The sequence below is a fragment of the Bradyrhizobium sp. UNPA324 genome (assembly GCF_006658635.1).
Lineage (GTDB): Bacteria > Pseudomonadota > Alphaproteobacteria > Rhizobiales > Xanthobacteraceae > Bradyrhizobium > Bradyrhizobium nanningense.
Genome location: NZ_LFJD01000004.1, coordinates 5,055,153 through 5,077,084, shown reverse-complemented (window position 1 = coordinate 5,077,084; position 21,932 = coordinate 5,055,153). Strand labels below are relative to the sequence as shown.

Here is a 21,932-nt window from a genome sequence, read left to right as displayed (position 1 = left end):
GCCGATTCCAGGAGGCGGAATGAACGACACCGTCACCAGGCCGAAAACCAGGACCAAGACCAAGGTCGAGCGGCCGAAGCTGCACAAGGTCATCCTGATCAACGACGACTACACGCCGCGCGAATTCGTCACCATGGTGCTCAAGGCCGAATTCCGCATGACGGAGGATCAGGCCTATAAGGTCATGATCACCGCGCACAAGCTGGGTGCCTGCGTTGTCGCGGTGTTCACCAAGGACGTCGCCGAGACCAAGGCGACGCGCGCCACCGACGCCGGCCGCGCCAAGGGCTACCCATTGCTGTTCACGACCGAGCCGGAGGAATAGGCGCCGCCTGCCCGCTTCGGGACAATTTTAGCGATCCGCACTACCGCAGGTTTAATCTCCTGTGTCACCACGATGCAATGACGGTCGCACTACGCAAACAGCTCGCGCTCAAGCCGGCCCGCCCCGAAACCTCGTTCGGTCCGTTCAGGCTCCTGCACGCCCTACCCTGGCTGATCCTGGCGGCTGCGATGCGCGTGATCGCGTTCGGCGGCGGCGCGACGGCGCTGCCCGCGATCATCGTTGCGGACATTGCGGTGCTGCTGGCCTTCTTTGCGACGGCACAACAATCGATCGAGGCGGCGGGTGGCCAATCCTCGCTCGGTACGCTGACATTGGGCGAGCAGTTCAAGCTTTCCTTCTCGATCCTGTGGCGGATCATGCTCGTGATGATCGCGGCGGCGCTCGGCGCCGCAGCGGCCGGCTACGAGACTTCGTATCATCTCTTGGCGGGCCTCGACGGCATGGCGTTCGACCAGTTCACCCATCCCGGGCGATTCTGGAGCGCATGGATCGCTGCCATCGTGCTGCTCATGATCGTTCGCGCCGAACGCGATAACGGCAGGGTCGCCCTGTTCGCCGCGATCGGCGAATTCGCACGGCGCGGGCTGTGGCTCGGCGCCGCCGTCATCATCCTCGGCGTCGTCAACATCGCGCTCGCCCATGGACAGGAAGCGGTGCGGACTGCGATCTGGAATTTCTGGCAGACCTCATCGGCGACGCAGTTCACCAAGAACCTGATCTATTTCGTCTTCATCTTCAGCTTCGCCATGCTGCGGCTGTGGATCACCTTGAGCGTCCTCACGCTCGGGCTGAAGCAGTCCTATGTTCGCGACAGCTGACGCCGCCGACAGCTAACGGCGCCGACCGCTAGGCCATCACGACCGGCGTTTCCTCCACCAACCCGTATACGCGCTGCGCCTTGGAAAAGCCCGCGATCGGAAATTCGCCGAGTTCGTGCCAGTCGTGGCGGCAGACATTGGCAAAACCTTCCGAGGCGACGACGGTCCGTCCCAGGCGCCCCGTGATCTTCTCGAGCCTTGCGGCAAGGTTGACGGCGGGGCCGATGCAGGTGAAGTCGAGCCGGTTGCCGCCGCCGATATTGCCGTAAAGGATGTTGCCGACGTGCAGCGCGACGCCGAAGCGGAAGCGCTCGATGGCCTCGCCGACTGGAAAAGCCAGCGCCTCGACGCTGGCGCGGGATTCACGCGCGGCCTCCAGCACGCGCGAACAGACGTGGGCGGCATCGCCGACATATTCGTCGATCGGGAACACGGCGAGCAGGCCGTCGCCCATGAACTTCAGCACCTCGCCGCCATGGCCCCGGATCGCGGTGACCTGGCAGTCGAAATAGTGATTGAGGATCTGGACGACGGTCTCGGCCGGCAGGCGGTCCGACAGCGCGGTGTAGCCGCGCAGGTCCGACAGCCAGATCGCAGCCTGCATGGTGTCGTTGTGGCCACGGCGGATCTGACCGCCGAGGATGCGCGCGCCGGCGCGATTGCCGACATAGGTGTCGAGCAGCATCTCGGCGGTGCGGCGCAGGCTGATGATCTCGCTGACGCGCGCCAGCGGCGTCACGATGGTCCGGATCGCCGCGATGTCGTCGTCGCTGAAGCCGCCGGGACGGCGCGTGACCCAACTCGTCGCGTGGATCGAGCCGTCGAGATACGGCATCGGCATCGCGACATAGTCGGTGACGCCTTCAGCCCGCATGTCATCGAGGAACGGAAAGCGCTTGCTGTCGGGATCGTCCATCCGTCCGCGGACCTCGATCCCCTGCTCGAACACGATGCGGAGCGGGCTTGCGGCGAATTCAGGCGTGTCCAGAATGTCGAAATCGACGGTGCCGATTTCGACCTCCTCGCCCTGCCGCCAGATGAAGTTCCGGCCGAAGATTTCCGGATGCAGCGTGCGGATGAAGATGCCGAACCGCCATAGCGGCAGGCCGGCTTCGACCAGATGCTCGCAAACGTCCGCGATCATCTCGGCCGGGGTTCCCGACGATCTCGCGCCGTCGATCAGCCAGTTGGTGATGCGCTGGAGCTCGGAGCTTTCCATGCCAGCATTTGCGGACGAAGTTGCGGGATCGTCAAGCTGCGCGGTGGGCTGGTGGGTTTCGAAGGCAACTCTGATATGTCAATCTCGGCAATCCTGATCGACGTCCCGGTCGTTTCGGCCGGGACGTCGATGGACTAGGTCACGGCGCTTCGCTGGCTGGCAGACTGCGCTGGCCGGCTCTGCGAGCCGATGCGCGTAAACACCAGCCAGGCGAACAGCAATACGCTGAGGCCCACGATGATGGACGCGACGCCGACCACGGGCTCGGCGGCCTCGGTGCCCTTGAGCTTGAACGCCAGCGCACCCAGCATCACCGGCAGGCCGACGTTGTGCATCCAGAACTGCGCGGTGGCGATCCGCCCTACGCTGACGGACGGACAGACGATGCCGATCAGCCCGAACAGCGCCATCGAGACCCAGCCAAGCAGGTTGATATGGGCGTGCAGCGGGAACAGCGAATGGTCGCCTGACGCGCCCATCACCACCCCGAGGATCACCCCGACGGCAAAGTACAAGGTCGCCAGCCGGAGCCAGGCGCGAGCGCGCGGGTTGTCGTTCATGGCACTTTCTCCTCGATGATCCTCAGGAGGCCAGCGGCGCATTGAGCTGTTGCAGGATCGACGCGAAATCGAGCCAAACGTTTTCGCGCTTGATCTGGCCGTCCGGTGCCATTTCGAACACATGCAGCAGTCGGAAACTCAACTTGCGTCCATGACCGGGAATTCCGAACGGCGCGCCGGGTGCGGTCCCGGCCCACAGGCTCTCGTCGACCACGAAATCCGCTCCGTAGTAGCGCCGCAGCGTCGTGACCTTCTCGCCCGAGAGGTCAGCGAACAAAGTATCGTAGAAGCCGCGAGCGGCAGTCTTACCGTGCACCGGGCCGGTCGGATAGCCGACGACATCGTGCTCGACATCGTCGACCATCGTGCTCAGGACGCCATCGACGTCATCTTCGGCCTCGAAGCGAAAGTGGCGGTCGATCATGCGATCAAAGGTCCTCTTCAATTCGTCGTTCATCCATTTCCCTTTTATTGGATTAGTGTCTATAATGAGACTAACGCCTCTTAATAAGACAAGTGTCTCACATATGCCAAATCGAAAGTCAAGCCGGCGCGCGGATGGAGATCAGGTCGAGAGCGATGGCCGCGCAAACCAGAAGCGCCGCACGCGCCAGGCTCTGATCAGCGCCGCGATGGCGTTTCGTGACGAGGGTTACAACCCGACATTGGCCGAGGTGGCCGAGCGCGCGCTGGTGTCGCGCGCCACCGCTTATCGCTACTTCTCGTCAGTCGAAGCGCTGATCAGTGAGACGGCGACGGAACGCGGGCTGCTGCCTTTGGAGCACTTCTGGCGCCCTGGCGACGATCCTGCCGGCGGCATCTCACGCGCCGCGCGCGACATGATGAAGCTCATGCTGAACGACGAAGTCGGCCTGCACGTGATGGAACGCTCGTTCATGGCCGTCTGGATCGACAACGATCCAAGCGCGCGGCCGCCGCGGCCCGGTCGCCGCATGAAATACATCGGACCGATCGTCGAGTCGCTGAAAGGGGAGCTGTCACCTTCGGCGCGCAAGCGCCTGGCGCACGCACTGTCGATGGTGATGGGCAGCGAGGCCGCACTGGCGATCCGGGACATCGGCGGCGCGAGCGTCGATGAGGCGCTCGCTGCCGCGGCGTGGGCGGCGCAGGCGCTGCTGAACCAGGCGCGGATCGATGCTGGGGAGGCGCGCCGCAAGTAAGCTGCTGGCGCTTGGCGAAGCGCCCTGGTTCAGCGTCCTCCTAGCGCCCCACTTGCCCGCGGTCGCGCAGAAAGTGGTCGGCCAGCACGCAGGCCATCATGGCTTCGCCGACCGGGACGGCGCGGATGCCGACGCAGGGGTCGTGGCGGCCTTTCGTGAAGATTTCGGTGTCTGCGCCCTTGCGATCGACAGTCCGGCGGGGCTGCAGGATCGAGGACGTCGGCTTCACCGCGAAACGCACCACCACCGGCTGCCCCGTGGAGATTCCGCCCAGCACGCCGCCGGCATGGTTGGACAGGAAGCGCGTGCCATCGTTTCCAGTGCGCATCTCGTCCGCGTTTTCCTCCCCAGTCAACTCTGCCGCGCCAAAACCGGCGCCGATCTCGACGCCTTTCACCGCGTTGATGGTCATCATCGCACCCGCCAGATCGGAATCGAGCTTGGCGTAGATCGGCGCGCCAAGTCCGGCGGGCACGCCTTCGGCGACGATTTCGATCACCGCGCCGATCGATGAGCCGCTCTTGCGGATGCCGTCGAGATAGGTCTCGAAGAACGCGGCCTTGTCCTTGTCCGGACAGAAGAACGGATTCCTTGCGATCTCGTCCCAGTCCCACTTCGCGCGGTCGATCTTGTGCGGGCCGATCTGCACCAGAGCGCCGCGCACCCTGACGTCGGGCAGCACCTTGCGCGCGATGGCGCCGGCGGCAACGCGCGTCGCGGTCTCGCGCGCGGAGGAACGGCCGCCGCCGCGATAATCGCGCAGACCGTATTTGGCCTCATAGGTGAAGTCGGCGTGGCCGGGCCGAAACTTGTCCTTGATCTCGGAATAGTCCTTCGAGCGCTGGTCGGTGTTCTCGATCAGGAGCCCGATCGGCGTCCCCGTCGTCACCTGCACGCCAGTCTCCGGATGCGCCATCACGCCGGAGAGGATTTTGACCTGGTCCGGCTCCTGGCGCTGGGTGGTGAAGCGCGATTGGCCGGGCCGGCGGCGGTCGAGGTCACCCTGGATGTCGGCCTCGGTGAGCGGGATCATGGGCGGACAGCCGTCGACCACGCAGCCGATGGCCACCCCATGGCTTTCGCCGAAGGTGGTGACGCGGAACATGTGGCCGAAGGTGTTGAAGGACATCCGTCTCTAGCTCGTAAGTCAGTGCTGACTTGTGGTAACGCGCCCTGAAATGAGGGTCAAATGCCCACCGCAGTCGTCATGGCCGGGCTTGTCCCGGCCATCCACGTTCTTTGCTGCCAAAAACAAGAAAGCTCGTGGATGCCCGGGACAGGCCCGGGCATGACGGCGAGGACGGGCGCCGCCGTCAACTAAATTTCTCCAGCCGGCCGTCGCGGAACACGTAGACGGCGCCCTGCTGGATATAGAGTTCTGCGGCGCTGGCGGGGGTCTCGATGCCGAGGGCGACCATCAGGGCCCGGCAGGTCCCGCCATGGGCGACCGCAACAGTGTCGACCAGCAGTGACTCGTACCAATCCAGCATGCGCAGCTGCACCGCCGCGTAGGTCTCGCCGCCGGCGGGCGCGACCGTCCATTTGTCGGCGAGGCGCCTCGCATAGACGTCCGGATCGGACGCCTCGCTTTCGGCCAGCGTCAACCCCTCCCAGGAGCCGTAGCCGATCTCGCGCAGGCGATCGTCGAGCGAATAGTCGGAAGGCGGCAATTCGAGCTTGCCGCGCGCGAGTTCCATGGTCTGCCGCGCGCGGCCGAGCGGGCTCGACACGTAAGGCAGCGCCGCTCGGTCCTTGCCCTCGCGCCTGAAGAGATCCGCCAATACGCCGGCGGCGTGCACGGCCTGACCGCGGCCGCGCGCATTCAACGGAACGTCCTGGGTGCCCTGGAGCCGTCCGAGTGCATTCCACTCAGTCTCGCCGTGGCGAAGGAAGTAGATGGTGGGCACGGGCGTTCCAGAGCTAACGGCTAGTCCTTGCCGCCGAACGAAATGTCCGGCGCATCGGGCCGCTTCATGCCCAGCACGTGATAGCCGGAATCGACGTGGTGCACCTCGCCGGTGACGCCGCGCGAGAGGTCAGAGAGCAGATACAGCGCGCTGCCGCCGACGTCCTCGGTCGACACGTTGCGCCGCATCGGCGCGTTGTATTCATTCCACTTCAGAATATAGCGGAAGTCGCCGATGCCGGAGGCGGCGAGCGTCTTGATGGGACCTGCCGAGATCGCGTTGACGCGGATGTTCTTCTCGCCGAGATCGGCGGCGAGATAGCGCACGCTGGCCTCCAGCGCCGCCTTCGCGACGCCCATCACGTTGTAATGCGGCATCCACTTCTCGGCGCCGTAATAGCTTAGCGTGATCAGCGAGCCGCCATCCGTCATCAGCTTCTCGGCGCGCTGCGCCACGGCCGTGAACGAGTAGCAAGAGATCAGCATCGACTTGGAGAAATTCTCCGGCGTGGTGTCGACGTAGCGGCCGTCGAGTTGCTCGCCATAGGCGATCGCGTGCACCAGGAAGTCGATCTTGCCCCACTTCTCCTTCAGCACCGCGAACGCCGCATCGATGGTCGCGGCATCGGTGACGTCGCAATGGCCGAGGACGAGACCACCGATCTCGGCGGCCAGCGGCTCGACGCGCTTCTTCAGCGCATCGCCCTGATAGGTGAAGGCGAGCTCGGCGCCGGCGGCGTGGCATGCCTTGGCGATGCCCCAGGCGATCGAGCGGTTGTTGGCAAGGCCGAGGATCACCCCGCGCTTTCCCTGCATCAGACCTGAATTCTGCGCCATGTTTGAACGTCCCGTCGAACTCTTGCTGAAGTCTGGAGGTACACCAGCCCTCCCCTGCGGTACAGCCCTAATACGTCGCGTTAACGCTGTTTCGAGCACCGGAATAGCCGTTCCATTCGGGTGTTATGATCGCTATAGGCGCTCGCGCCTGACACCAGGACGTCAAGACCGCAATGAGTGCGTTTCGCCAGAGTGTGGAAGCCATGATCCCGGCGTTGCGCCGCTACGCCCGTGCGCTCACGCGCGACGCGGATGCGGCCGACGATCTGGTGCAGGACACGCTGGTGCGGGCACTGCGTTCGGAGCGATTGTTTCTCGGAGGCGACGTCAGGAGCTGGCTCTACACGATCCTGACCAACCTCAACAAGAACCGGCGGCGCTCGCTGGCAAGGCGGCCGCAGTTCATGCAGCTGACGGAGAACAACCCGGATGCCAGCGGCACCGAAGCCGAAGGGCGCGACATCGAGAGGGCGCTGGCGACGCTCGTCGAGGAGCAGCGTTCGGTGCTGCTCCTGGTCATGCTGGAAGGCATGAGCTACCGCGAGGTCGCCGACATCCAGGGCGTGCCGATCGGCACCGTGATGTCGCGCCTCGCCCGCGCCCGTGCCCACGTCAAGGCCTCGCTGGAAGGCGAGCGCCCGACACTCAGGCGAGTGAAATGATGGCAGGGTTGATGCATCGCATATTGTCCGCCTGCAGCATGCCGGTGAGCTACGCGAAGTTGAACTTTGAACGACATTTAGGGCCACAGAGCCAGAGACGATCGAAATGAACGAGCGCAAGATCCCAGTGACCGAGGACGAACTGCACGCCTATGTCGACGGCGAGCTGCCGGCCGAGCGCCGCGCCGACGTCGAGGCCTGGCTGGCCGCCCATCCTGAAGAGGCCGAGCGCGTGCAGTCCTGGCGCGCCATGGCGGAGATGCTGCACGCCCGCTACGATTCCATCGCCCAGGAGCCGGTGCCGGCGCGGCTGGAGCTTGAGCGGCTGGAGCGCCGCCCGCGGCAATGGCTCTATGGCGCCGCCGCGGCTGTGCTGGTTGCTTTCGTCGCCGGCGGCACGGCTGGCTGGGTCGCGCATGGCGCCGCCAGCGCCCCCTCGACTTTCCAGAACTTCACCGCGGACGCGCTCGACGCTCACCGCCTCTATGTCGTCGAGGTCCGCCACCCCGTCGAGGTCGGCGGCAATGAGCGCGACCACCTCCAGGCCTGGCTGACCCGGCGCTGCGGCTGGACCGTGTTCGCGCCGAACCTGGAGGCCAGCGGGCTGAAGCTCGTCGGCGGCCGGCTCTTGCCGGGGCCGAGCGGTCCGGCCTCGTTCCTGATGTACGAGGGCGCCTCGGGCGAACGCTATACGATCTACACCGCCAAGACCGAGAATGGTGCAACGCAAATGCGCTATGCCAAAACGGACAAGGATGGCGCGCTGTTCTGGGCAGAGCGCGGCGTCGGCTACGTGGTCAGCGGCGGCGGTGATCGCGACCGGCTGACCAAGGTGGCGCAGGCGGTCTACGACCAGGCCGAGAAAAACGGCACCTGAGGGACCGCTCAATCACGGTGCCCAGATTCCGACATTGAAAATTTCAAATGAAGACATCGGCGCGTCTCATTATCGCACCGGATGATCACGCGAAAATGAGCAGCGTTCGATCCGCCGATCGACGCGGGCGGCCTCGATTGGGGTTTTTGGTACCGCGCTGGTCCCCCTCTCGAGGCCGCACCTTTTTATCGGCTGCCCCGCCGGACAGCCGACACGTCGAGTTCATGAAGCGCTACCACGCCTCAGGCATATGATGAGCATCATCTCCAGGACGATGCCCTAGGCCTTTAGGAGAACCCCTTCAGTTCGATCGCGCCCTAAAGCGCGATGCCTCGCGCTCTAACTCTTTGTTTGCGCATGATCTTTCCGGAAAACCGCTACGCACTTTTCCGGATCATGCTTAGCCAAGCCCGCTACGTGGATTGTAGGGGTGTTGATCCCGCCACTTCTCCATCAATGCTTCAAGCTCGGCGTCGTTCCCGTCCGGTAGCATAATCCTGATGGTGACGAAGAGATCCCCGGTTCCGCCAGATTTCGGCAGGCCCTTGCCCTTGAGGCGGAAGGTCCGGCCACTGGAGGTGTTTTTCGGGACCGAAAGATCGACCGCGTTGCCGAGGGTCGGCACGCGGACCTTCCCGCCGAGCACCGCCTCGTAGAGCGTGACTGGCAAGTCGATCCTGAGGTCGGCGCCCTCGACCTTGAAGAACGGGTGCGGCGCGATGCTGATGGTGATCAGGAGATCGCCGGGCGGATGGCCCTGCGCGCTCTCGCCCTGCCCGCGCAGCCGGATCTGCTGGCCCTCGGTGACGCCAGCGGGAATCTTGACGTTGAGCTCCTTGCCCGTCGGCAACCGGACGCGCTTCTCGCCGCCCTTGACCGACTCTTCCAGCGAGACGGACATGGCAACATTCACGTCGAGATCGAGTCCGATGCCGCCAGTGTCGAATTCGAACTGGGCGCCGCCGCCGGCCCCAGGCCGCGCGCCGCGCGTCCCGCCGCCGAACATGCTGTTGAGGATGTCCTCGAATGCGCCGCCGCCCTGGCCAGGGCCGCCGCCGGAGCGGAACGTATAGCTTTCGAACCCGCCGGGGCCGGCGCGGCCGCGCGGCCCGCCACCTCCCGGAAACCCCTGGAAGCGCGGCTTGCCCTCGGCGTCGATCTCGCCGCGGTCGAACTGCTTGCGCTTGTCCTCGTCGCCGATGATCTCGTTCGCCGAGTTGATCTCGGAGAAGCGCTCGGCGGCTTTCGGGTCGTCCTTGTTGCTGTCGGGATGATGCTTCTTGGCAAGCTTGCGATAGGCGCTTTTGATCGCGGCAGCGCTAGCGCTCCGCGGCACCCCCAAGACCTCATAGGGGTCGCGCATCCGTCACGTCTCCTTCAAGAAATCGAATTGTTCAAAGGGCTCCCCGCCCCACCTGCGATCCATGTGGGAAGAGAGTGGCATTTTTGCAACTAGGGGCGTGCGCCGATTCCTAGCTCCGCCACGGCTTTAGCGTATGAATCTCCCAACGGCCACGGCTGCTTTGGCAACCGGCGCCCTGGAGCCAGCTCTCGGTCGCCCCGTTGACGTAGCTCGCCAGGAAATCGCGGCATTTGCGGCCGTCCTCGGCGGCATAGGATTGCGCGATCGGCGTCACCGAGCCGCGCGCCCCGGTCGCCGGATTCTCCCAATGCTGGCTGGAATCCTTGTCGCCTTTGCTGAGGACGTCGGAGGCGGCGTTGCGGGCGAAGGCGAGATCGGTCTCGGTCGGCGGGGCGTCCTTCGCCGGTCGCCCGATCGAGCCGGTGAGGTCGCTGTCGTCGGCCTTGGCGTAGGCGCTCTGGTCGTTGCGGGAAAAGCTGCATCCCCCCGCCCCGAGCCCGACGAGAATGATCGTGATGACAAAGCCTGACGGCCGGATCGCCGATAGGCCAACGCGTCCCCATGCCCTATATAGGGCGGTAGCGGACAACAACGCGTTTTGGGCCGCGGGACGCAACTCGGACTCCAGACATGACCGACACGACCTCGATGAAACACCAGACACCCTTAACATCCGGTGATTTCACCGCCGCCGACGAGCCATTTGCGCTGTTCGAGAGCTGGCTGAACGAGGCGATCAAGAGCGAGCCGAACGATCCGAACGCCATGGCGCTCGCAACCGTCGACCCCGACGGCTTGCCTGACGTGCGCATGGTGCTGATGAAGGGCTTCGATACCGAGGGTTTCGTCTTCTACGGTCACATCGCCAGCCAGAAGGGCCGAGAACTCGCCGCAAATCCTAAGGCAGCGTTACTTTTTCACTGGAAGTCGCTGCGCCGTCAGGTCCGCATCCGCGGCAACGTGACGCCGGTGACGGACGCCGAGGCCGACGCCTATTTCGCCACCCGGCCCAAGCAGGCCCAGATCGGCGCCTGGGCGAGCAAGCAGTCGCAGGCGCTGGAGAGCCGCTTCGCTTTCGAACAAGCCATCGCGAAAGTCGCGGCCAGATACGTCATCGGCGAAGTGCCGCGGCCGCCGGGCTGGAGCGGCTGGCGCATCACGCCCTCCCGGATCGAGTTCTGGCACGACCGCCCATTCCGTCTGCACGACCGCATCGAATTTCGCCGTGACGCGGCCGGCCAGAAGTGGTCCAAGACGCGGATGTACCCTTGAGCCTCATCTCGATCCTCGTCTTGAGCTCTAGGCCGACCTGAAAGATGTCCATGCCGCATTCGTCCAATGCGCCGCGCCGCACGCTGCTCCTGACCGGAGCCAGCCGCGGCATTGGCCACGCCACCGTGATCCGCTTCTCCTCCGCGGGCTGGCGCGTCATCACCTGCTCGCGGCACCCCTTCCCCGAGGACTGCCCGTGGGACGCCGGCCCCGAGGACCACATCCAGGTCGACCTCGGCGATCCCCAGGACACCACGCGCGCGATCGCCGAGATCCGCAACCGGCTCGAGGGCGGCATGCTGCATGCGCTGGTCAACAACGCTGCGATCTCGCCCAAGGGCCCCGGCGGCTCCCGGCTCGGCTCGGTCGACACCGATCTCGACACCTGGACGCATGTCTTCCACGTCAATTTCTTCGCCCCGATCATGATCGCGCGCGGGCTGATCGAGGAATTGAAGGCGGCCAAGGGCTCGGTCGTGAACGTCACCTCGATCGCCGGCTCGCGCGTGCATCCGTTCGCGGGCGCCGCCTACGCCACCTCGAAGGCCGCGCTCGCCTCGCTGACGCGCGAGATGGCCTCCGATTTCGGCCGCGTCGGCGTGCGCGTCAACGCGATCGCCCCGGGCGAGATCGACACCTCGATCCTGTCGCCGGGTACCGAGAAGATCGTCGAGCAGCAGATCCCGATGCACCGCCTCGGCACGCCCGACGAGGTCGCCAAGATCATCTACGTGCTGTGCACGGAGACCAGCTCTTACGTCAACGGCGCCGAGATCCACATCAACGGCGGCCAGCACGTGTAGGCAAGGCGCGAAAGACGGCGCGATCGCCGAGACCCTTATCTCAACGGCGCAGATCGTGACGCGATAGCTGGTTTGCCGAAGGACGGAGCAAGGCGATCCAGACAACGCCGCCGCAAGACCTGGATCGCCCTCGCCTTCCGTTCCTCAATCGATTCGAATCCGACGTGACCTGTCGCGCGGCCGCGGGGCGGCCGAGCTGAACGCAGTCGAGCAGTCGTCGTCGTTCTCACCGTCGAGCAGCGGAGCACCACAGTGCCGGCACATCCGCGCCGACATCGACGACGCCTTGCCGCTCGCCAGGACCTGACGGTAGTTCGCCAGATCGATGACGTTGCGGGGCGACGTTATGTGTTTTTCAACCATGGTTGTTCCTCGCGGCTACGCACTGCTTATCGCAGACAAGTTTCGCGCAAACGTTCAGCCCACCGCTCAAATTTTACCGGAGGAATTGCGGCCCGGTGCACCCATCACCGCGACGCCTCAATCCCGATCTATTCTGCGACACGATTCACCGTGTCTCTGCGTCCGGCGTAAGGTCTCGGTAGCTATTTTCCGAGAGCGCGAGGCGATCAGAGCCACTTCTTCCACTTGAAGATCCAGTACGGGACGATCGCGGCGATCAGCATCATCACCAGCGCCATCGGATAGCCGTGCACCCATTCGAGTTCCGGCATCACCTTGAAGTTCATGCCGTAGATCGAGGCGATCAGGGTCGGCGGCATCAGGACGACGGCCATGACCGAGAACAGCTTGATGATGTTGTTCTGCTCGAGATTGACGACGCCCAGCATGGCGTCGAGCACGAAGGTGATCTTGTTGGAGAGATAGGAGGCATGGTCGGTCAGTGACGCCACGTCGCGCTGCATGGTCTTGAGCTGCTCGCGCATGTCCTTTGACCATTTCACGCCCTCCACCACCGCGGACAGGAACGTCACGACGCGGCCGATCGAGACGAGGCTTTCGCGAACCTTCGAGGTCAGGTCGCCCTTGCGGCCAATCGAGATCAGGATCTGGGAATATCTCTTTGCCTGCCCGTGGCGCTCGCTCTCCGGCTCGAAGATGTCGTGGCTGACCTGGTCGATCTCGGCGCCGCATCGCTCCAGGATGTCGGCGCAACGGTCGATCACGGCGTCCAGCAGTTCCATCAGCACCGCCTCGCCGGTAATGGACGGCGTGCAGGAGCGGGCCAGCTTGGCCTCGACCAGGGCGAACGGCTTCGGCAGATCGTAGCGCACCGTCACCAGGCGGTGGTCGCCGAGGATGAAGGTCACCGCCGTGGTCCTGGGCATGTCGGTATCGGAGTGGCACATCAGCGTCGCGGTCATGTAGCGCGCGCCATTCTCGATATAGAGGCGGCTGGAGATCTCGATCTCCTGCATGTCTTCCCGGGTCGGGATGGCGATGCCCGCGAGCCGTTCCACCGCCTTGTCCTCAGCCGCGGTCGGATTGACGAGATCGATCCAGACAGCGCTTTCGGGCAATGCGGAAAGATCCTCGATCACGACCTTCTTCAGGGCGGACTCGGAGGGAACAAACACCGAAAACATGCACGACTCCGGAGACCTGCGACAGAATGACAGCCCTTAGCGCGATTCTGGCCGTTTCACGATGACAACTGCATTAAGGAAGCGTTTGCATTTGTGGCGACGCCATGGCTCAACTGTGGCACGGAATCGACACTCCGCCATTCCCCGCCCCAAAACCTCCACGGGGCCGTAAAAATTGCGGCAGAAAAGCCACAGCTGGGCTCTCGCAACGCGGAAGAAAGGCTTCAGTGCTGGAATTGTGGCAGATTTCAACGATAATGGGATTAATGGAGTCGAGGAACTTGGGCGTTAAGCTCAGGCATTCCGCACGGTATTGTTTTGATTGGAACCAAACCATGTCGTCGCTGAAAGTTAAGTTTGGGATTTTGGCCGCTGGCCTGATGCTGTCGGGCTGCATGCAGGCCACGCATTTCGAGGCGACCGACACCAAAGCCTTCAAGCCGAAGGACAAGGAACTGCTCGCCAAGGTTCGGTACGAGAACACCCCGGTTGCGGAGCCGTTCCGCCGTGCCATCGTCGAATACCACCGCAAGGAGTCGCCGGGCTCGATCGTGGTCGATTCCGACAATCACTATCTCTATTACGTGCTGGATGGCGGCAAGGCGATCCGCTACGGCATCACCGTCGGCGAAGAGGCCATGGCCTGGTCCGGCATCGCCAAGGTCGGCAGCATGACCGAATGGCCGGCCTGGCATCCGACCCCGGGCGAGATCTCACGCCTGGGCGTTCCGACCTATGTTGCGCCCGGTCCGGACAATCCGATGGGCTCCCGCGCGATGTACCTCTATTCCGGCGGCAAGGACACGCTGTTCCGCATCCACGGAACCAACCAGCCGGAATATATCGGTGCCTCGATCTCGTCGGGCTGCATCCGCTTGACCAACGAGGACGCGATCGACCTCTACAGCCGGGTCAAGGTCGGCACCATCGTCGTGGTGCTCGAGCCGAAGCACGGCGACTCGCCCTACAATTCGCGGCTTGCGCTCGGCAGCGGCCAAACTGGCCAGGCGGGCAGCTACTGATCGCCTCCTGATCCCCTGACATCCAAGAGCGCCGGTTTTCACCGGCGCTTTTTTGTTGCCGGCTTGTGCGAGTGGGACTTGCTGCTCTCGGCCGCCGGCTTCTCCGCAGGCGCTGGAGCCTTCTCCACCGCCTCGTCGTCAGCTCCTTCCTTGGCCTCGGGCTTGGCCGCGACCTCGCGCGGCGGCGCCTCCTCGGGACGTTCGGCCGGCAGCAGCGGAGCGACCTGCGGCAGTGGGTCCCAGACATTCCACTGGCAGATCCGGTAGTCGTTGCGCCGCTGCGCCAGGTCGAGATGGATATGGTCCTCATGGTACCAATCCGAGCCCGGGCCGAGCACGGTGGAAAACCGCGCGCAGACCGAGTGCAGCACGCGCTCGCGCACGTCGCGGGACAGGGTGCGATCGGTGAGGCCGATCGACTGCCCGTTGGCCAGCTTGATGGCGCGGACGTCGATGGCGTTGGCCTTGCCGTGCTCCGACAGCAGCGCGCCGGCGACGCGGTTGCGGCCGCGGCACTCGAAGGAATCGAAATTATCGAGGTCGCTGATGGTCGAACCGAGGCTGCTGGCCAGCGGCACCATGTCCTTGCGCAGCCAATCGGCGATCGCGGATGCCATGGGGCAGCGAAGGATCGCCGCCGGCTTGACCGTCACCTTGCGCTTGTCCGGCAGCACGACGGCTTCCAGCCGCACCAGATCCTCGCCGCCGCAGGCGCCGGGGCCGCGGATATCCGGAATCGAGGGCGCGATCGCGATCTCCTCGGTCAGCGCGAGACGGCAGGCCGAGGCCTGCTTCTCGGGCGGTGCCGCGGCCTCGGCGGGCTTGTCCGCTGGCTTATCGGGAGACGGCTTGTCTGGGGAAGGTTTGCCCTCGGCCTCGGCCGGGGCCTCTTCCGGCGCTTTGGGCGCCTCCTTGGGGCGCGGTCTGGGGAGCGGGATCTTGGCGGAATGAACCGTTGTGCGCGGCCGTGGTGCGGCGATACCGAATATGTCCAGCGGGGACGTATATTTCCGCGCCTCTGCCCTTTCGGCCAGCACGAGCGATAGTCCGAGCGCGGCAGTAACCATCGCCGCGCCGGCGGACATATAGCCGCGACAAGACCATTTGCGGCGAAAGTCCGGCAGGCTAAAACTCATGGCAATCTTTGGCCCAACGCTGAGAGCGACAACGCGCCCAGCGACTTTCTCGGAGGAACGTCGGAATGCTTGGTTTGATGCAAGATTGGCCCCTGCTCTGCCACCGGATCATCGAACACGCCGCCAAAATTCATGGCAAGCAAGAGGTGGTCACTCGCTCGGTCGAGGGACCGATCCATCGCACCACTTACGCCGAGATCCACAAGCGCGCGCTCAAAGTCTCGCAGATGCTGGAGCGCGACGGCATCAAGCTCGGCGACCGTGTCGCAACGATCGCCTGGAACACCTGGCGCCATCTCGAGGTGTGGTACGGCATCATGGGGATCGGCGCCATCTGCCATACCGTCAATCCTCGCCTTTTCCCCGAGCAGATCGCCTGGATCATCAACCATGCGCAGGACCGCATCGTGATGGCCGACATCACCTTCGTTCCGATCCTGGAGAAGATCGCCGACAAGCTGCCGAGCGTGGAGCGCTACGTCGTGCTCACCGACAAGGCGCACATGCCTGAGACCACGCTCAAGAACGTGATCGCCTACGAGGATTGGATTGCGCAAGCGGACGGCAAATTCAAATGGAAGGAGTTTGACGAGAACACGGCAGCCGCGATGTGTTACACCTCCGGCACCACCGGTGATCCCAAGGGTGTGCTGTATTCGCATCGCTCCAACGTGTTGCACGCGCTGATGGCCAACAATGTCGACGCCCTCGGCACGAGTGCGTCCGAGACAATGCTGCCGGTGGTTCCGCTGTTCCATGCCAACAGCTGGGGCATCGCCTTCTCCGCCCCCTCGCAGGGCACCAAGCTGGTAATGCCCGGCGCCAAGCTCGACGGCGCCTCGGTCTATGAGCTGCTCTCGACCGAGAAGGTGACGCACACCGCCGGCGTGCCGACGGTGTGGCTGATGCTGCTCCAGCACATGGCCGCCAATAATCTCAAGTTGCCGGACCTGAAGATGGTGATCTGCGGCGGCTCGGCGATGCCGCGCTCGATGATCAAGGCGTTCCTCGACATGGGCTCGAACGTGCGTCACGCCTGGGGCATGACAGAGATGAGCCCGATCGGCAGCGTCGCGGCGCTGAAGCCGCCGTTCCAGAATGCCACTGGCGATGCCAGGCTCGACGTGCTGCAGATGCAGGGCTACGCACCCTTCGCCGTGCAGATGAAGATCACCGACGACGCCGGCAAGGAGCTGCCCTGGGACGGCAAGACCTTCGGGCGCCTCAAGGTCTCCGGCCCCGCCGTCGCCAAGGGCTATTACCGTGTCGACACCAACATCCTCGACGAGGACGGCTTCTTCGACACCGGCGACGTCTCGACCATCGACGAGGACGGCTACATGCGGATCACCGACCGCTCCAAGGACGTCATCAAGTCCGGCGGCGAGTGGATCTCCTCGATCGACCTCGAAAATCTCGCGGTCGGCCATCCGGCCGTGGCGGAAGCCGCCGTGATCGGCGTGTTCCACCCCAAATGGGACGAGCGGCCGCTTCTGATCGTGCAGCTCAAGCAGGGCCAGCAGGCCACGCGCGAGGAGATCCTAAAATACATGGACGGCAAGATCGCCAAATGGTGGATGCCCGACGACGTCGCCTTCGTCGAAGGTATTCCGCACACGGCCACCGGCAAGATCCTGAAAACGGCGCTACGCGACCAGTTCAAGGATTATCGCTTCCCGAACGCGGCAGCGTAACGGGCCCAAGCACGCCGTCATTCCGGGGCGATGCCAACGGCATCGAACCCAGAATCTCGAGATTCTCAGGTGCGCCACAGGGCGCACCTGAGTTCGCCCTTCGGGCGCCCCGGAATGACGGGCCGTAACAGCCCGGTATCCCTTGAATTTGCCCCCGCGCCGTGGTCTCAACGGCTCATCGTCGCGCCCAACCGGCCGGCATCGCCAACCCCGGCAGAGCTCACTCGATGGCCCGCAGGTTTTCCGCTCCCTATCAGTCGGAGCCCGTGTCCAGCCTCGCGAGCTGGGCGCGCAATCTGGCCGTGTTCGCGGTGGTGGCGGTGGTGGTGTCGATCATCATCGTCCGCTTCGACTTCCTGGAGCCGAAACCGGCGCTTGCGACCTTCTTCGGCGGGCTTGCGATCGCCGGCCTCTCGATCCTGTTCGGGCTCGCCGGCTTTGCCGCGATCTGGCAGAACGGCTCGCGCGGCATGGCGCGCATCCTGCTCGCTTTCCTGATCGACGGAGCGATCCTCGCCTATCCCGCCTATCTGGGCCTGCAATATCGCAAACTGCCGGCGATCTACGACATCACCACCGACCCGATCGACCCGCCGCGTTTCGAGGCGCTGGCGCGCCTGCGCACCGGCGATGGCACCAATCCCGCGGTCTATGCCGGCCTCTATTCGGCGGAGCAGCAGCGCCACTTTTACCCCGATATCGAGCCCGTCGAGCTCGAGATTTCCGTCGACCGCGCCTATGCGATCGCGCTCCAGCTCGTCAACAAGCGCAAATGGATCGTCATCGACGAGCGAGCGCCGCAGCCGCCGCGCCGGATCGGCCGCATCGAAGCGGTGGCCCGCACGCCGATCATGGGTTTCCGCGAGGACATTTCGATGAGGTTCGTGGCGGACGGCGATGATTCCCGCGTCGATATCCGCTCGGCCTCGCGCAATTTCGACAGCGATCTCGGCAGCAACGCCGCGCTCGTCAAGAAATTCATCGACGATCTCAATACCGCCGCCGATGCCGACGCGCTGAAGCCGGTGAAGAAGACGCCGGTGACGCCGCCGAAGGCACCGGCGAAGACGGTGAAGAAGTGAAATTGGCGAATGCTGAGTAGCGAATAGCGAATGGAAGCCTCCTACTCGCTACTCCCCATTCGCTATTCGCCCTCAGGCCATCCGATACGTCCCCGTGATCACGGGATCGCCCTCGGTCGCGACCACGCCGCGGGCGACTAGATCTTCCAGATGCGCCAGCACGGAATAGCCGGCGGCCGTCGTCAGCCTGGGATCGATGCCGATATAGATCGCGCGAACCATGGTCGGGATGTCGGTCTCGCCCTTGGCGAGGCGGTGCAGGATCGAGGCCTCACGCGCCTTGCGGTGCCGGATCAGGAAGCGGACGAAGCGCTGGCCGTCGGGAATCTCCGGGCCGTGGCCGGAGAAATAGAGATCTTCCTCGCGTGCAGCGAGGCGGTCGAGCGAGTCCATGTAGTCGATCATCGAGCCATCAGGCGGCGCCACGATCGAAGTCGACCAGCCCATCACGTGATCGCCGACGAAGTTGAACTTTCGCTCCGGCCAGGCGAATGCCAGATGATTGGCGGTGTGCCCCGGCGTCGCCACGGCCTCGAGCCGCCAGCCGTCGCCTTCGACGACGTCGCCATGGGCGACGTTGACGTCCGGTGCAAAATCGCGGTCGGCGCCCGATTCCGGATTGTGCTTCTCGCTCTCGAACCGCGGCCGCGAGGCCCGGTGCGGACCCTCGGCATAAACCGGCGCGCCCGTCGCCTGCTTGATCCGTGCGGTGTTCGGCGAATGGTCGCGATGGGTGTGGGTGACGAAGATATGGCTCACTGTCTCGCCGCGCACGGCATCGAGCAGAGCAGCCGCATGCGCCTCATCGTCCGGACCGGGATCGATGATCGCGACATTGCCTTGGCCTACGATGTAGCTGACCGTGCCAGTGAAGGTGAACGGGCTCGGATTGTTGCAGAGCACCCGGCGCACGCCGGGTCGGACTTCCTCGACGATGCCGGGCTTCAGCGGGAAATTGCGGTTGAACGGGACGTCGTCGTTGTCGGACATGGCTTCTTCTTTGTTCTTGGCGTCATTCCGGGGCGCCCAAAGGGCGACCCCGGAATCTCGGCGAACACGAGCTATGCGGCTCCGAGATTCCGGGTTCGATGCTTCGCATCGCCCCGGAATGACGAAGAGCCAAATCAGAAAAATGCCTGAATGCCCGTGATCGCGCGGCCTAGGATCAGGGCGTGGACGTCGTGGGTGCCCTCGTAGGTGTTGACCGTTTCTAGGTTATGGACGTGGCGCATCACGTGGTACTCGATCGAGATGCCGTTGCCGCCGTGCATGTCGCGGGCGGTGCGGGCGATGTCGAGGGCCTTGCCGCAATTGTTGCGCTTCATGATCGAGATCATCTCGGGCGCGAACTTGCCCTCATCCATCAGGCGGCCGACGCGAAGCGAGCCCTGAAGACCCAGCGCGATCTCGGTCTCCATGTCCGCGAGCTTCTTCTGCACGAGCTGGGTTGCGGCGAGCGGCTTTCCGAACTGCTTGCGGTCGAGCGTGTACTGGCGGGCGCGATGCATGCAGTCCTCGGCCGCGCCGAGCGCGCCCCAGGAGATGCCGTAGCGGGCGCGGTTGAGACAGCCGAACGGACCCTTCAGGCCCGAGACGTTGGGCAGCAGCGCGTCTTCGGGAACCACGACGCCGTCCATCACGACCTCGCCGGTGATGGAGGCGCGAAGCGAGAGCTTGCCGCCGATCTTCGGTGCGGACAGGCCCTTCATGCCCTTCTCCAGCACGAAGCCGCGGATCTGGTTGTCGTGCGCGGCCGACTTGGCCCAGATCACGAACACGTCGGCGATCGGCGCGTTCGAGATCCACATCTTGCTTCCGGTGAGGCGATAGCCGTCCGAGACCTTCTCGGCGCGCGTCTTCATGCCGGCCGGATCGGAGCCCGCGTCCGGCTCGGTCAGGCCGAAGCAGCCGACCCACTCGCCGCTGGCGAGCTTCGGCAGGTACTTCTTGCGCTGGTTCTCGTCGCCATAGGCGTAGATCGGGTACATCACCAGCGAGGACTGCACCGAGTTCATCGAGCGGTAGCCGGAATCGACCCGCTCGATCTCGCGTGCGACCAGGCCATAGGCGACGTAGCTCGCATTGGCGCAGCCATATTCCTCCGGCAGCGTGATGCCGATCAGGCCGAGCTCACCCATCTCGTTGAAGATCTCGCGATCCGTCGTCTCTTCGAGATAGGCCTTGGTGACGCGCGGCAGCAACTTGTCCTGGGCGTAGGCGCGGGCGGTGTCGCGCACCATGCGCTCGTCTTCGGTCAGCTGCTCGTCGAGCAGGAACGGATCGTCCCACTGGAAAGAAGCCGCAGCCGGCTTGTCCTTGGCCTGAGGGCGCACGCTCATGAAACGTCCTTTCGTCTGGTTCCGTCAAAATTTGCCCGACAAACTAGAGCGCCGCGGCAACAAGTGCAATTGCGTCCTGGTGCGGTCCTTCCGGGTCGCGCAACAACGCGAACCGGAAATGCCGTTGTCAGCTTTCGAGCTGCTCGTTGGCGACGATCTCGATGCCGAAGCCCGACAGGCCCTTGTAGTCGTGCACCGAGGAGGTGAGATGCCGGATCGAGGTGACGCCGAGGTCGCGCAATATCTGCGCGCCGACGCCGACCTCGCGCCACTGGCGGTTGCGGTCGGCCTCCGTCGCCGACTCGTCCGGCAGCGGCGCCACGGGGACACCGGCCGCGCCATCGCGCAAGTAGACCAGAACGCCACGGCCGGATTTCTTGAAATGCTCGAGCACGGCCGCCATGCGCTTGTGGCCGGTGAAGGTGTCCCTGACGATGTTCGGCTTGTGGAAGCGCGTCAGCACGTTCTTGCCGTCACCGACGCCGTTGTAGACGAACGCGACGTGGGCGATGGAATCGAACGGCGAACGGTAGGCATAGCCTTGCAGCGGTCCGATCGGGCTTTCGGTGACGAAGGTCGAGACCCGCTCGATCAGCTTCTCGCGCGCCTGGCGATAGGCGATCATGTCCGCGATGGTGACGTGCTTCAGCTTGTGCCTGGCCGCGAACTGCGCGACCTGCTCGCCCTTCATCACGCTGCCGTCGTCGTTCATCAATTCGCTGATGACGCCGACCGGCGGCAGGCCGGAGAGCTTGCAGAGATCGACGGCGGCCTCGGTATGGCCCGAGCGCAAGAGCACGCCGCCATCCTTGGCAATCAGCGGGAAGATGTGGCCGGGCCGGGCAAAATCGTTGGCGCCGACATTGGGATTGGACAGCGCGCGGCAGCAGGAGGCGCGCTCCTCGGCGGAGATGCCGGTGCCGCCGTCGGGCTTGTAGTCGATCGACACCGTGAACGCGGTGGTGTGCGCGGAATCGTTGTGGGCCACCATCGGATCGAGCCGCAGGCGGCGCGCGTCCTCGGTGGTCACCGGCGCGCAGACGATGCCGGAGGTGTGGCGGATGATGAACGCCATCTTCTCGGCGGTGCAGAGCGAGGCGGCGACGATCAAATCGCCTTCGCCCTCGCGGTCCTCGTCGTCGGTGACGACGACGAGCTCACCCCGGGCAAAGGCCTGCAAGACTTCCTGAACGCTATCGGGCATTTCCCAATCTCTATCGGTTATGGCGGGAGGCTTAGCCGGACTTGGGCCGGGGCGCTAGTGTCCT

The 21,932-nt window shown here is 64.5% G+C and carries 24 protein-coding genes; 10 read left to right on the top strand and 14 right to left on the bottom strand.

Annotated elements, in window-relative coordinates:
- Positions 1-19 precede the first annotated feature (19 nt).
- Both clpS and UNPA324_RS24360 read left to right on the top strand, forming a co-directional pair.
- Positions 20-325: an ATP-dependent Clp protease adapter ClpS gene (clpS, locus tag UNPA324_RS24365; RefSeq protein WP_141936315.1), complete on the top strand. Its 306-nt coding sequence runs from the start codon at positions 20-22 to the stop codon at positions 323-325.
- Positions 326-402: 77 nt separating this feature from the next.
- Positions 403-1,164: a hypothetical protein gene (locus UNPA324_RS24360; RefSeq protein ID WP_181769499.1), complete on the top strand. Its 762-nt coding sequence runs from the start codon at positions 403-405 to the stop codon at positions 1,162-1,164.
- A gap of 28 nt (positions 1,165-1,192) precedes the next feature.
- Here UNPA324_RS24360 and UNPA324_RS24355 read toward each other — a convergent pair whose 3' ends face one another.
- From UNPA324_RS24355 to UNPA324_RS24345, 3 genes are all read right to left on the bottom strand, one after another.
- Positions 1,193-2,383: an adenylate/guanylate cyclase domain-containing protein gene (locus tag UNPA324_RS24355; protein ID WP_181769498.1), complete on the bottom strand. Its 1,191-nt coding sequence runs from the start codon at positions 2,381-2,383 to the stop codon at positions 1,193-1,195.
- Positions 2,384-2,517: 134 nt separating this feature from the next.
- On the bottom strand, positions 2,518-2,943 hold the full coding sequence (locus tag UNPA324_RS24350) for a hypothetical protein (RefSeq protein ID WP_128916782.1): 426 nt from the start codon (positions 2,941-2,943) through the stop codon (positions 2,518-2,520).
- A 22-nt stretch (positions 2,944-2,965) separates the two neighbouring features.
- A complete protein-coding gene (locus tag UNPA324_RS24345) occupies positions 2,966-3,400 on the bottom strand; it encodes an ester cyclase (protein ID WP_141936311.1) in 435 nt (144 codons plus the stop codon).
- Positions 3,401-3,575: 175 nt separating this feature from the next.
- Between UNPA324_RS24345 and UNPA324_RS24340 the strand changes: the two genes are divergently transcribed.
- On the top strand, positions 3,576-4,124 hold the full coding sequence (locus UNPA324_RS24340; RefSeq protein ID WP_210246766.1) for a TetR/AcrR family transcriptional regulator: 549 nt from the start codon (positions 3,576-3,578) through the stop codon (positions 4,122-4,124).
- A gap of 40 nt (positions 4,125-4,164) precedes the next feature.
- Here the strand turns inward: UNPA324_RS24340 and aroC are convergent, their stop codons facing one another.
- The 3 genes from aroC to fabI form a co-directional block, all read right to left on the bottom strand.
- A complete protein-coding gene (gene aroC, locus UNPA324_RS24335; RefSeq protein WP_128916780.1) occupies positions 4,165-5,253 on the bottom strand; it encodes a chorismate synthase in 1,089 nt (362 codons plus the stop codon).
- Positions 5,254-5,437: 184 nt separating this feature from the next.
- Positions 5,438-6,031, bottom strand: a complete 594-nt coding sequence (locus UNPA324_RS24330; RefSeq protein ID WP_128916779.1) for a histidine phosphatase family protein — start codon at positions 6,029-6,031, stop codon at positions 5,438-5,440.
- Positions 6,032-6,051: 20 nt separating this feature from the next.
- The gene (fabI, locus tag UNPA324_RS24325) at positions 6,052-6,867 is read right to left on the bottom strand and encodes an enoyl-ACP reductase FabI (RefSeq protein WP_128916778.1); all 816 of its coding nucleotides are present in this window, start codon (positions 6,865-6,867) and stop codon (positions 6,052-6,054) included.
- A gap of 173 nt (positions 6,868-7,040) precedes the next feature.
- Between fabI and UNPA324_RS24320 the strand changes: the two genes are divergently transcribed.
- Complete coding sequence (locus UNPA324_RS24320; RefSeq protein ID WP_028144186.1) at positions 7,041-7,529, top strand: RNA polymerase sigma factor; 489 nt, start codon at positions 7,041-7,043, stop codon at positions 7,527-7,529.
- Between the two features lie 106 nt (positions 7,530-7,635).
- On the top strand, positions 7,636-8,406 hold the full coding sequence (locus UNPA324_RS24315; RefSeq protein ID WP_128916777.1) for an anti-sigma factor family protein: 771 nt from the start codon (positions 7,636-7,638) through the stop codon (positions 8,404-8,406).
- A 400-nt stretch (positions 8,407-8,806) separates the two neighbouring features.
- On the opposite strand, the gene UNPA324_RS24310 is transcribed toward UNPA324_RS24315, so the two are convergent.
- Positions 8,807-9,769 (bottom strand): DnaJ C-terminal domain-containing protein, encoded by a 963-nt coding sequence (locus UNPA324_RS24310; protein ID WP_128916776.1) that lies wholly within the window; start codon positions 9,767-9,769, stop codon positions 8,807-8,809.
- A gap of 109 nt (positions 9,770-9,878) precedes the next feature.
- Positions 9,879-10,442, bottom strand: a complete 564-nt coding sequence (locus UNPA324_RS24305; protein WP_128916775.1) for an RT0821/Lpp0805 family surface protein — start codon at positions 10,440-10,442, stop codon at positions 9,879-9,881.
- Between UNPA324_RS24305 and pdxH the strand changes: the two genes are divergently transcribed.
- Positions 10,400-11,041 (top strand): pyridoxamine 5'-phosphate oxidase, encoded by a 642-nt coding sequence (gene pdxH / locus UNPA324_RS24300; protein ID WP_141936308.1) that lies wholly within the window; start codon positions 10,400-10,402, stop codon positions 11,039-11,041. The genes UNPA324_RS24305 and pdxH overlap by 43 nt on opposite strands.
- 50 nt (positions 11,042-11,091) lie before the next feature.
- Positions 11,092-11,844, top strand: coding sequence for an SDR family NAD(P)-dependent oxidoreductase (locus UNPA324_RS24295; RefSeq protein ID WP_128916773.1), 753 nt, complete (start codon positions 11,092-11,094; stop codon positions 11,842-11,844).
- A gap of 144 nt (positions 11,845-11,988) precedes the next feature.
- On the opposite strand, the gene UNPA324_RS24290 is transcribed toward UNPA324_RS24295, so the two are convergent.
- Together UNPA324_RS24290 and UNPA324_RS24285 are read right to left on the bottom strand one after the other, a co-directional pair.
- Positions 11,989-12,207: a hypothetical protein gene (locus UNPA324_RS24290; protein WP_128916772.1), complete on the bottom strand. Its 219-nt coding sequence runs from the start codon at positions 12,205-12,207 to the stop codon at positions 11,989-11,991.
- Between the two features lie 206 nt (positions 12,208-12,413).
- Positions 12,414-13,391 carry a magnesium transporter CorA family protein gene (locus tag UNPA324_RS24285; protein WP_128916771.1) on the bottom strand — a complete coding sequence of 326 codons (978 nt, stop codon included), beginning with the start codon at positions 13,389-13,391 and terminating at the stop codon, positions 12,414-12,416.
- Positions 13,392-13,726: 335 nt separating this feature from the next.
- Between UNPA324_RS24285 and UNPA324_RS24280 the strand changes: the two genes are divergently transcribed.
- Positions 13,727-14,413 (top strand): L,D-transpeptidase, encoded by a 687-nt coding sequence (locus UNPA324_RS24280; RefSeq protein WP_128916770.1) that lies wholly within the window; start codon positions 13,727-13,729, stop codon positions 14,411-14,413.
- Between the two features lie 38 nt (positions 14,414-14,451).
- On the opposite strand, the gene UNPA324_RS24275 is transcribed toward UNPA324_RS24280, so the two are convergent.
- Positions 14,452-15,549, bottom strand: coding sequence for an extensin family protein (locus tag UNPA324_RS24275; protein WP_128916769.1), 1,098 nt, complete (start codon positions 15,547-15,549; stop codon positions 14,452-14,454).
- A 65-nt stretch (positions 15,550-15,614) separates the two neighbouring features.
- Here UNPA324_RS24275 and UNPA324_RS24270 point away from each other — a divergent pair, with 65 nt between their 5' ends.
- Entirely contained in the window at positions 15,615-17,243 is a 1,629-nt protein-coding gene (locus tag UNPA324_RS24270; RefSeq protein WP_141936306.1) for a fatty-acid--CoA ligase, read from the top strand.
- Positions 17,244-17,470: 227 nt separating this feature from the next.
- Positions 17,471-18,325 carry a DUF1499 domain-containing protein gene (locus tag UNPA324_RS24265; protein ID WP_128916767.1) on the top strand — a complete coding sequence of 285 codons (855 nt, stop codon included), beginning with the start codon at positions 17,471-17,473 and terminating at the stop codon, positions 18,323-18,325.
- Between the two features lie 72 nt (positions 18,326-18,397).
- On the opposite strand, the gene UNPA324_RS24260 is transcribed toward UNPA324_RS24265, so the two are convergent.
- From UNPA324_RS24260 to ribB, 3 genes are all read right to left on the bottom strand, one after another.
- Positions 18,398-19,315 (bottom strand): MBL fold metallo-hydrolase, encoded by a 918-nt coding sequence (locus tag UNPA324_RS24260; RefSeq protein WP_141936304.1) that lies wholly within the window; start codon positions 19,313-19,315, stop codon positions 18,398-18,400.
- 134 nt (positions 19,316-19,449) lie between these two features.
- Positions 19,450-20,664: an acyl-CoA dehydrogenase gene (locus UNPA324_RS24255; protein WP_141936302.1), complete on the bottom strand. Its 1,215-nt coding sequence runs from the start codon at positions 20,662-20,664 to the stop codon at positions 19,450-19,452.
- A gap of 127 nt (positions 20,665-20,791) precedes the next feature.
- A complete protein-coding gene (gene ribB / locus UNPA324_RS24250) occupies positions 20,792-21,868 on the bottom strand; it encodes a 3,4-dihydroxy-2-butanone-4-phosphate synthase (protein ID WP_128916764.1) in 1,077 nt (358 codons plus the stop codon).
- Between the last annotated feature and the right edge of the window lie 64 nt (positions 21,869-21,932).

What these genes read in the sequence shown, in the direction of transcription:
- UNPA324_RS24285 (WP_128916771.1), bottom strand. Translation starts at nt 13,391, where the DNA reads ATGTTTTCGGTGTTTGTTCCCTCCGAGTCCGCCCTGAAGAAGGTCGTG.
- UNPA324_RS24295 (WP_128916773.1), top strand. Translation starts at nt 11,092, where the DNA reads ATGCCGCATTCGTCCAATGCGCCGCGCCGCACGCTGCTCCTGACCGGA.
- UNPA324_RS24270 (WP_141936306.1), top strand. Translation starts at nt 15,615, where the DNA reads ATGCTTGGTTTGATGCAAGATTGGCCCCTGCTCTGCCACCGGATCATC.
- UNPA324_RS24315 (WP_128916777.1), top strand. Translation starts at nt 7,636, where the DNA reads ATGAACGAGCGCAAGATCCCAGTGACCGAGGACGAACTGCACGCCTAT.
- UNPA324_RS24290 (WP_128916772.1), bottom strand. Translation starts at nt 12,207, where the DNA reads ATGGTTGAAAAACACATAACGTCGCCCCGCAACGTCATCGATCTGGCG.
- ribB (WP_128916764.1), bottom strand. Translation starts at nt 21,868, where the DNA reads ATGCCCGATAGCGTTCAGGAAGTCTTGCAGGCCTTTGCCCGGGGTGAG.
- clpS (WP_141936315.1), top strand. Translation starts at nt 20, where the DNA reads ATGAACGACACCGTCACCAGGCCGAAAACCAGGACCAAGACCAAGGTC.
- UNPA324_RS24355 (WP_181769498.1), bottom strand. Translation starts at nt 2,383, where the DNA reads ATGGAAAGCTCCGAGCTCCAGCGCATCACCAACTGGCTGATCGACGGC.
- UNPA324_RS24340 (WP_210246766.1), top strand. Translation starts at nt 3,576, where the DNA reads ATGGCGTTTCGTGACGAGGGTTACAACCCGACATTGGCCGAGGTGGCC.
- UNPA324_RS24265 (WP_128916767.1), top strand. Translation starts at nt 17,471, where the DNA reads ATGGCCCGCAGGTTTTCCGCTCCCTATCAGTCGGAGCCCGTGTCCAGC.
- UNPA324_RS24345 (WP_141936311.1), bottom strand. Translation starts at nt 3,400, where the DNA reads ATGAACGACGAATTGAAGAGGACCTTTGATCGCATGATCGACCGCCAC.
- fabI (WP_128916778.1), bottom strand. Translation starts at nt 6,867, where the DNA reads ATGGCGCAGAATTCAGGTCTGATGCAGGGAAAGCGCGGGGTGATCCTC.
- UNPA324_RS24310 (WP_128916776.1), bottom strand. Translation starts at nt 9,769, where the DNA reads ATGCGCGACCCCTATGAGGTCTTGGGGGTGCCGCGGAGCGCTAGCGCT.
- aroC (WP_128916780.1), bottom strand. Translation starts at nt 5,253, where the DNA reads ATGTCCTTCAACACCTTCGGCCACATGTTCCGCGTCACCACCTTCGGC.
- UNPA324_RS24320 (WP_028144186.1), top strand. Translation starts at nt 7,041, where the DNA reads ATGAGTGCGTTTCGCCAGAGTGTGGAAGCCATGATCCCGGCGTTGCGC.
- UNPA324_RS24260 (WP_141936304.1), bottom strand. Translation starts at nt 19,315, where the DNA reads ATGTCCGACAACGACGACGTCCCGTTCAACCGCAATTTCCCGCTGAAG.
- UNPA324_RS24305 (WP_128916775.1), bottom strand. Translation starts at nt 10,442, where the DNA reads ATGTTAAGGGTGTCTGGTGTTTCATCGAGGTCGTGTCGGTCATGTCTG.
- UNPA324_RS24350 (WP_128916782.1), bottom strand. Translation starts at nt 2,943, where the DNA reads ATGAACGACAACCCGCGCGCTCGCGCCTGGCTCCGGCTGGCGACCTTG.
- UNPA324_RS24275 (WP_128916769.1), bottom strand. Translation starts at nt 15,549, where the DNA reads ATGAGTTTTAGCCTGCCGGACTTTCGCCGCAAATGGTCTTGTCGCGGC.
- UNPA324_RS24255 (WP_141936302.1), bottom strand. Translation starts at nt 20,664, where the DNA reads ATGAGCGTGCGCCCTCAGGCCAAGGACAAGCCGGCTGCGGCTTCTTTC.
- UNPA324_RS24360 (WP_181769499.1), top strand. Translation starts at nt 403, where the DNA reads ATGACGGTCGCACTACGCAAACAGCTCGCGCTCAAGCCGGCCCGCCCC.
- pdxH (WP_141936308.1), top strand. Translation starts at nt 10,400, where the DNA reads ATGACCGACACGACCTCGATGAAACACCAGACACCCTTAACATCCGGT.
- UNPA324_RS24280 (WP_128916770.1), top strand. Translation starts at nt 13,727, where the DNA reads ATGTCGTCGCTGAAAGTTAAGTTTGGGATTTTGGCCGCTGGCCTGATG.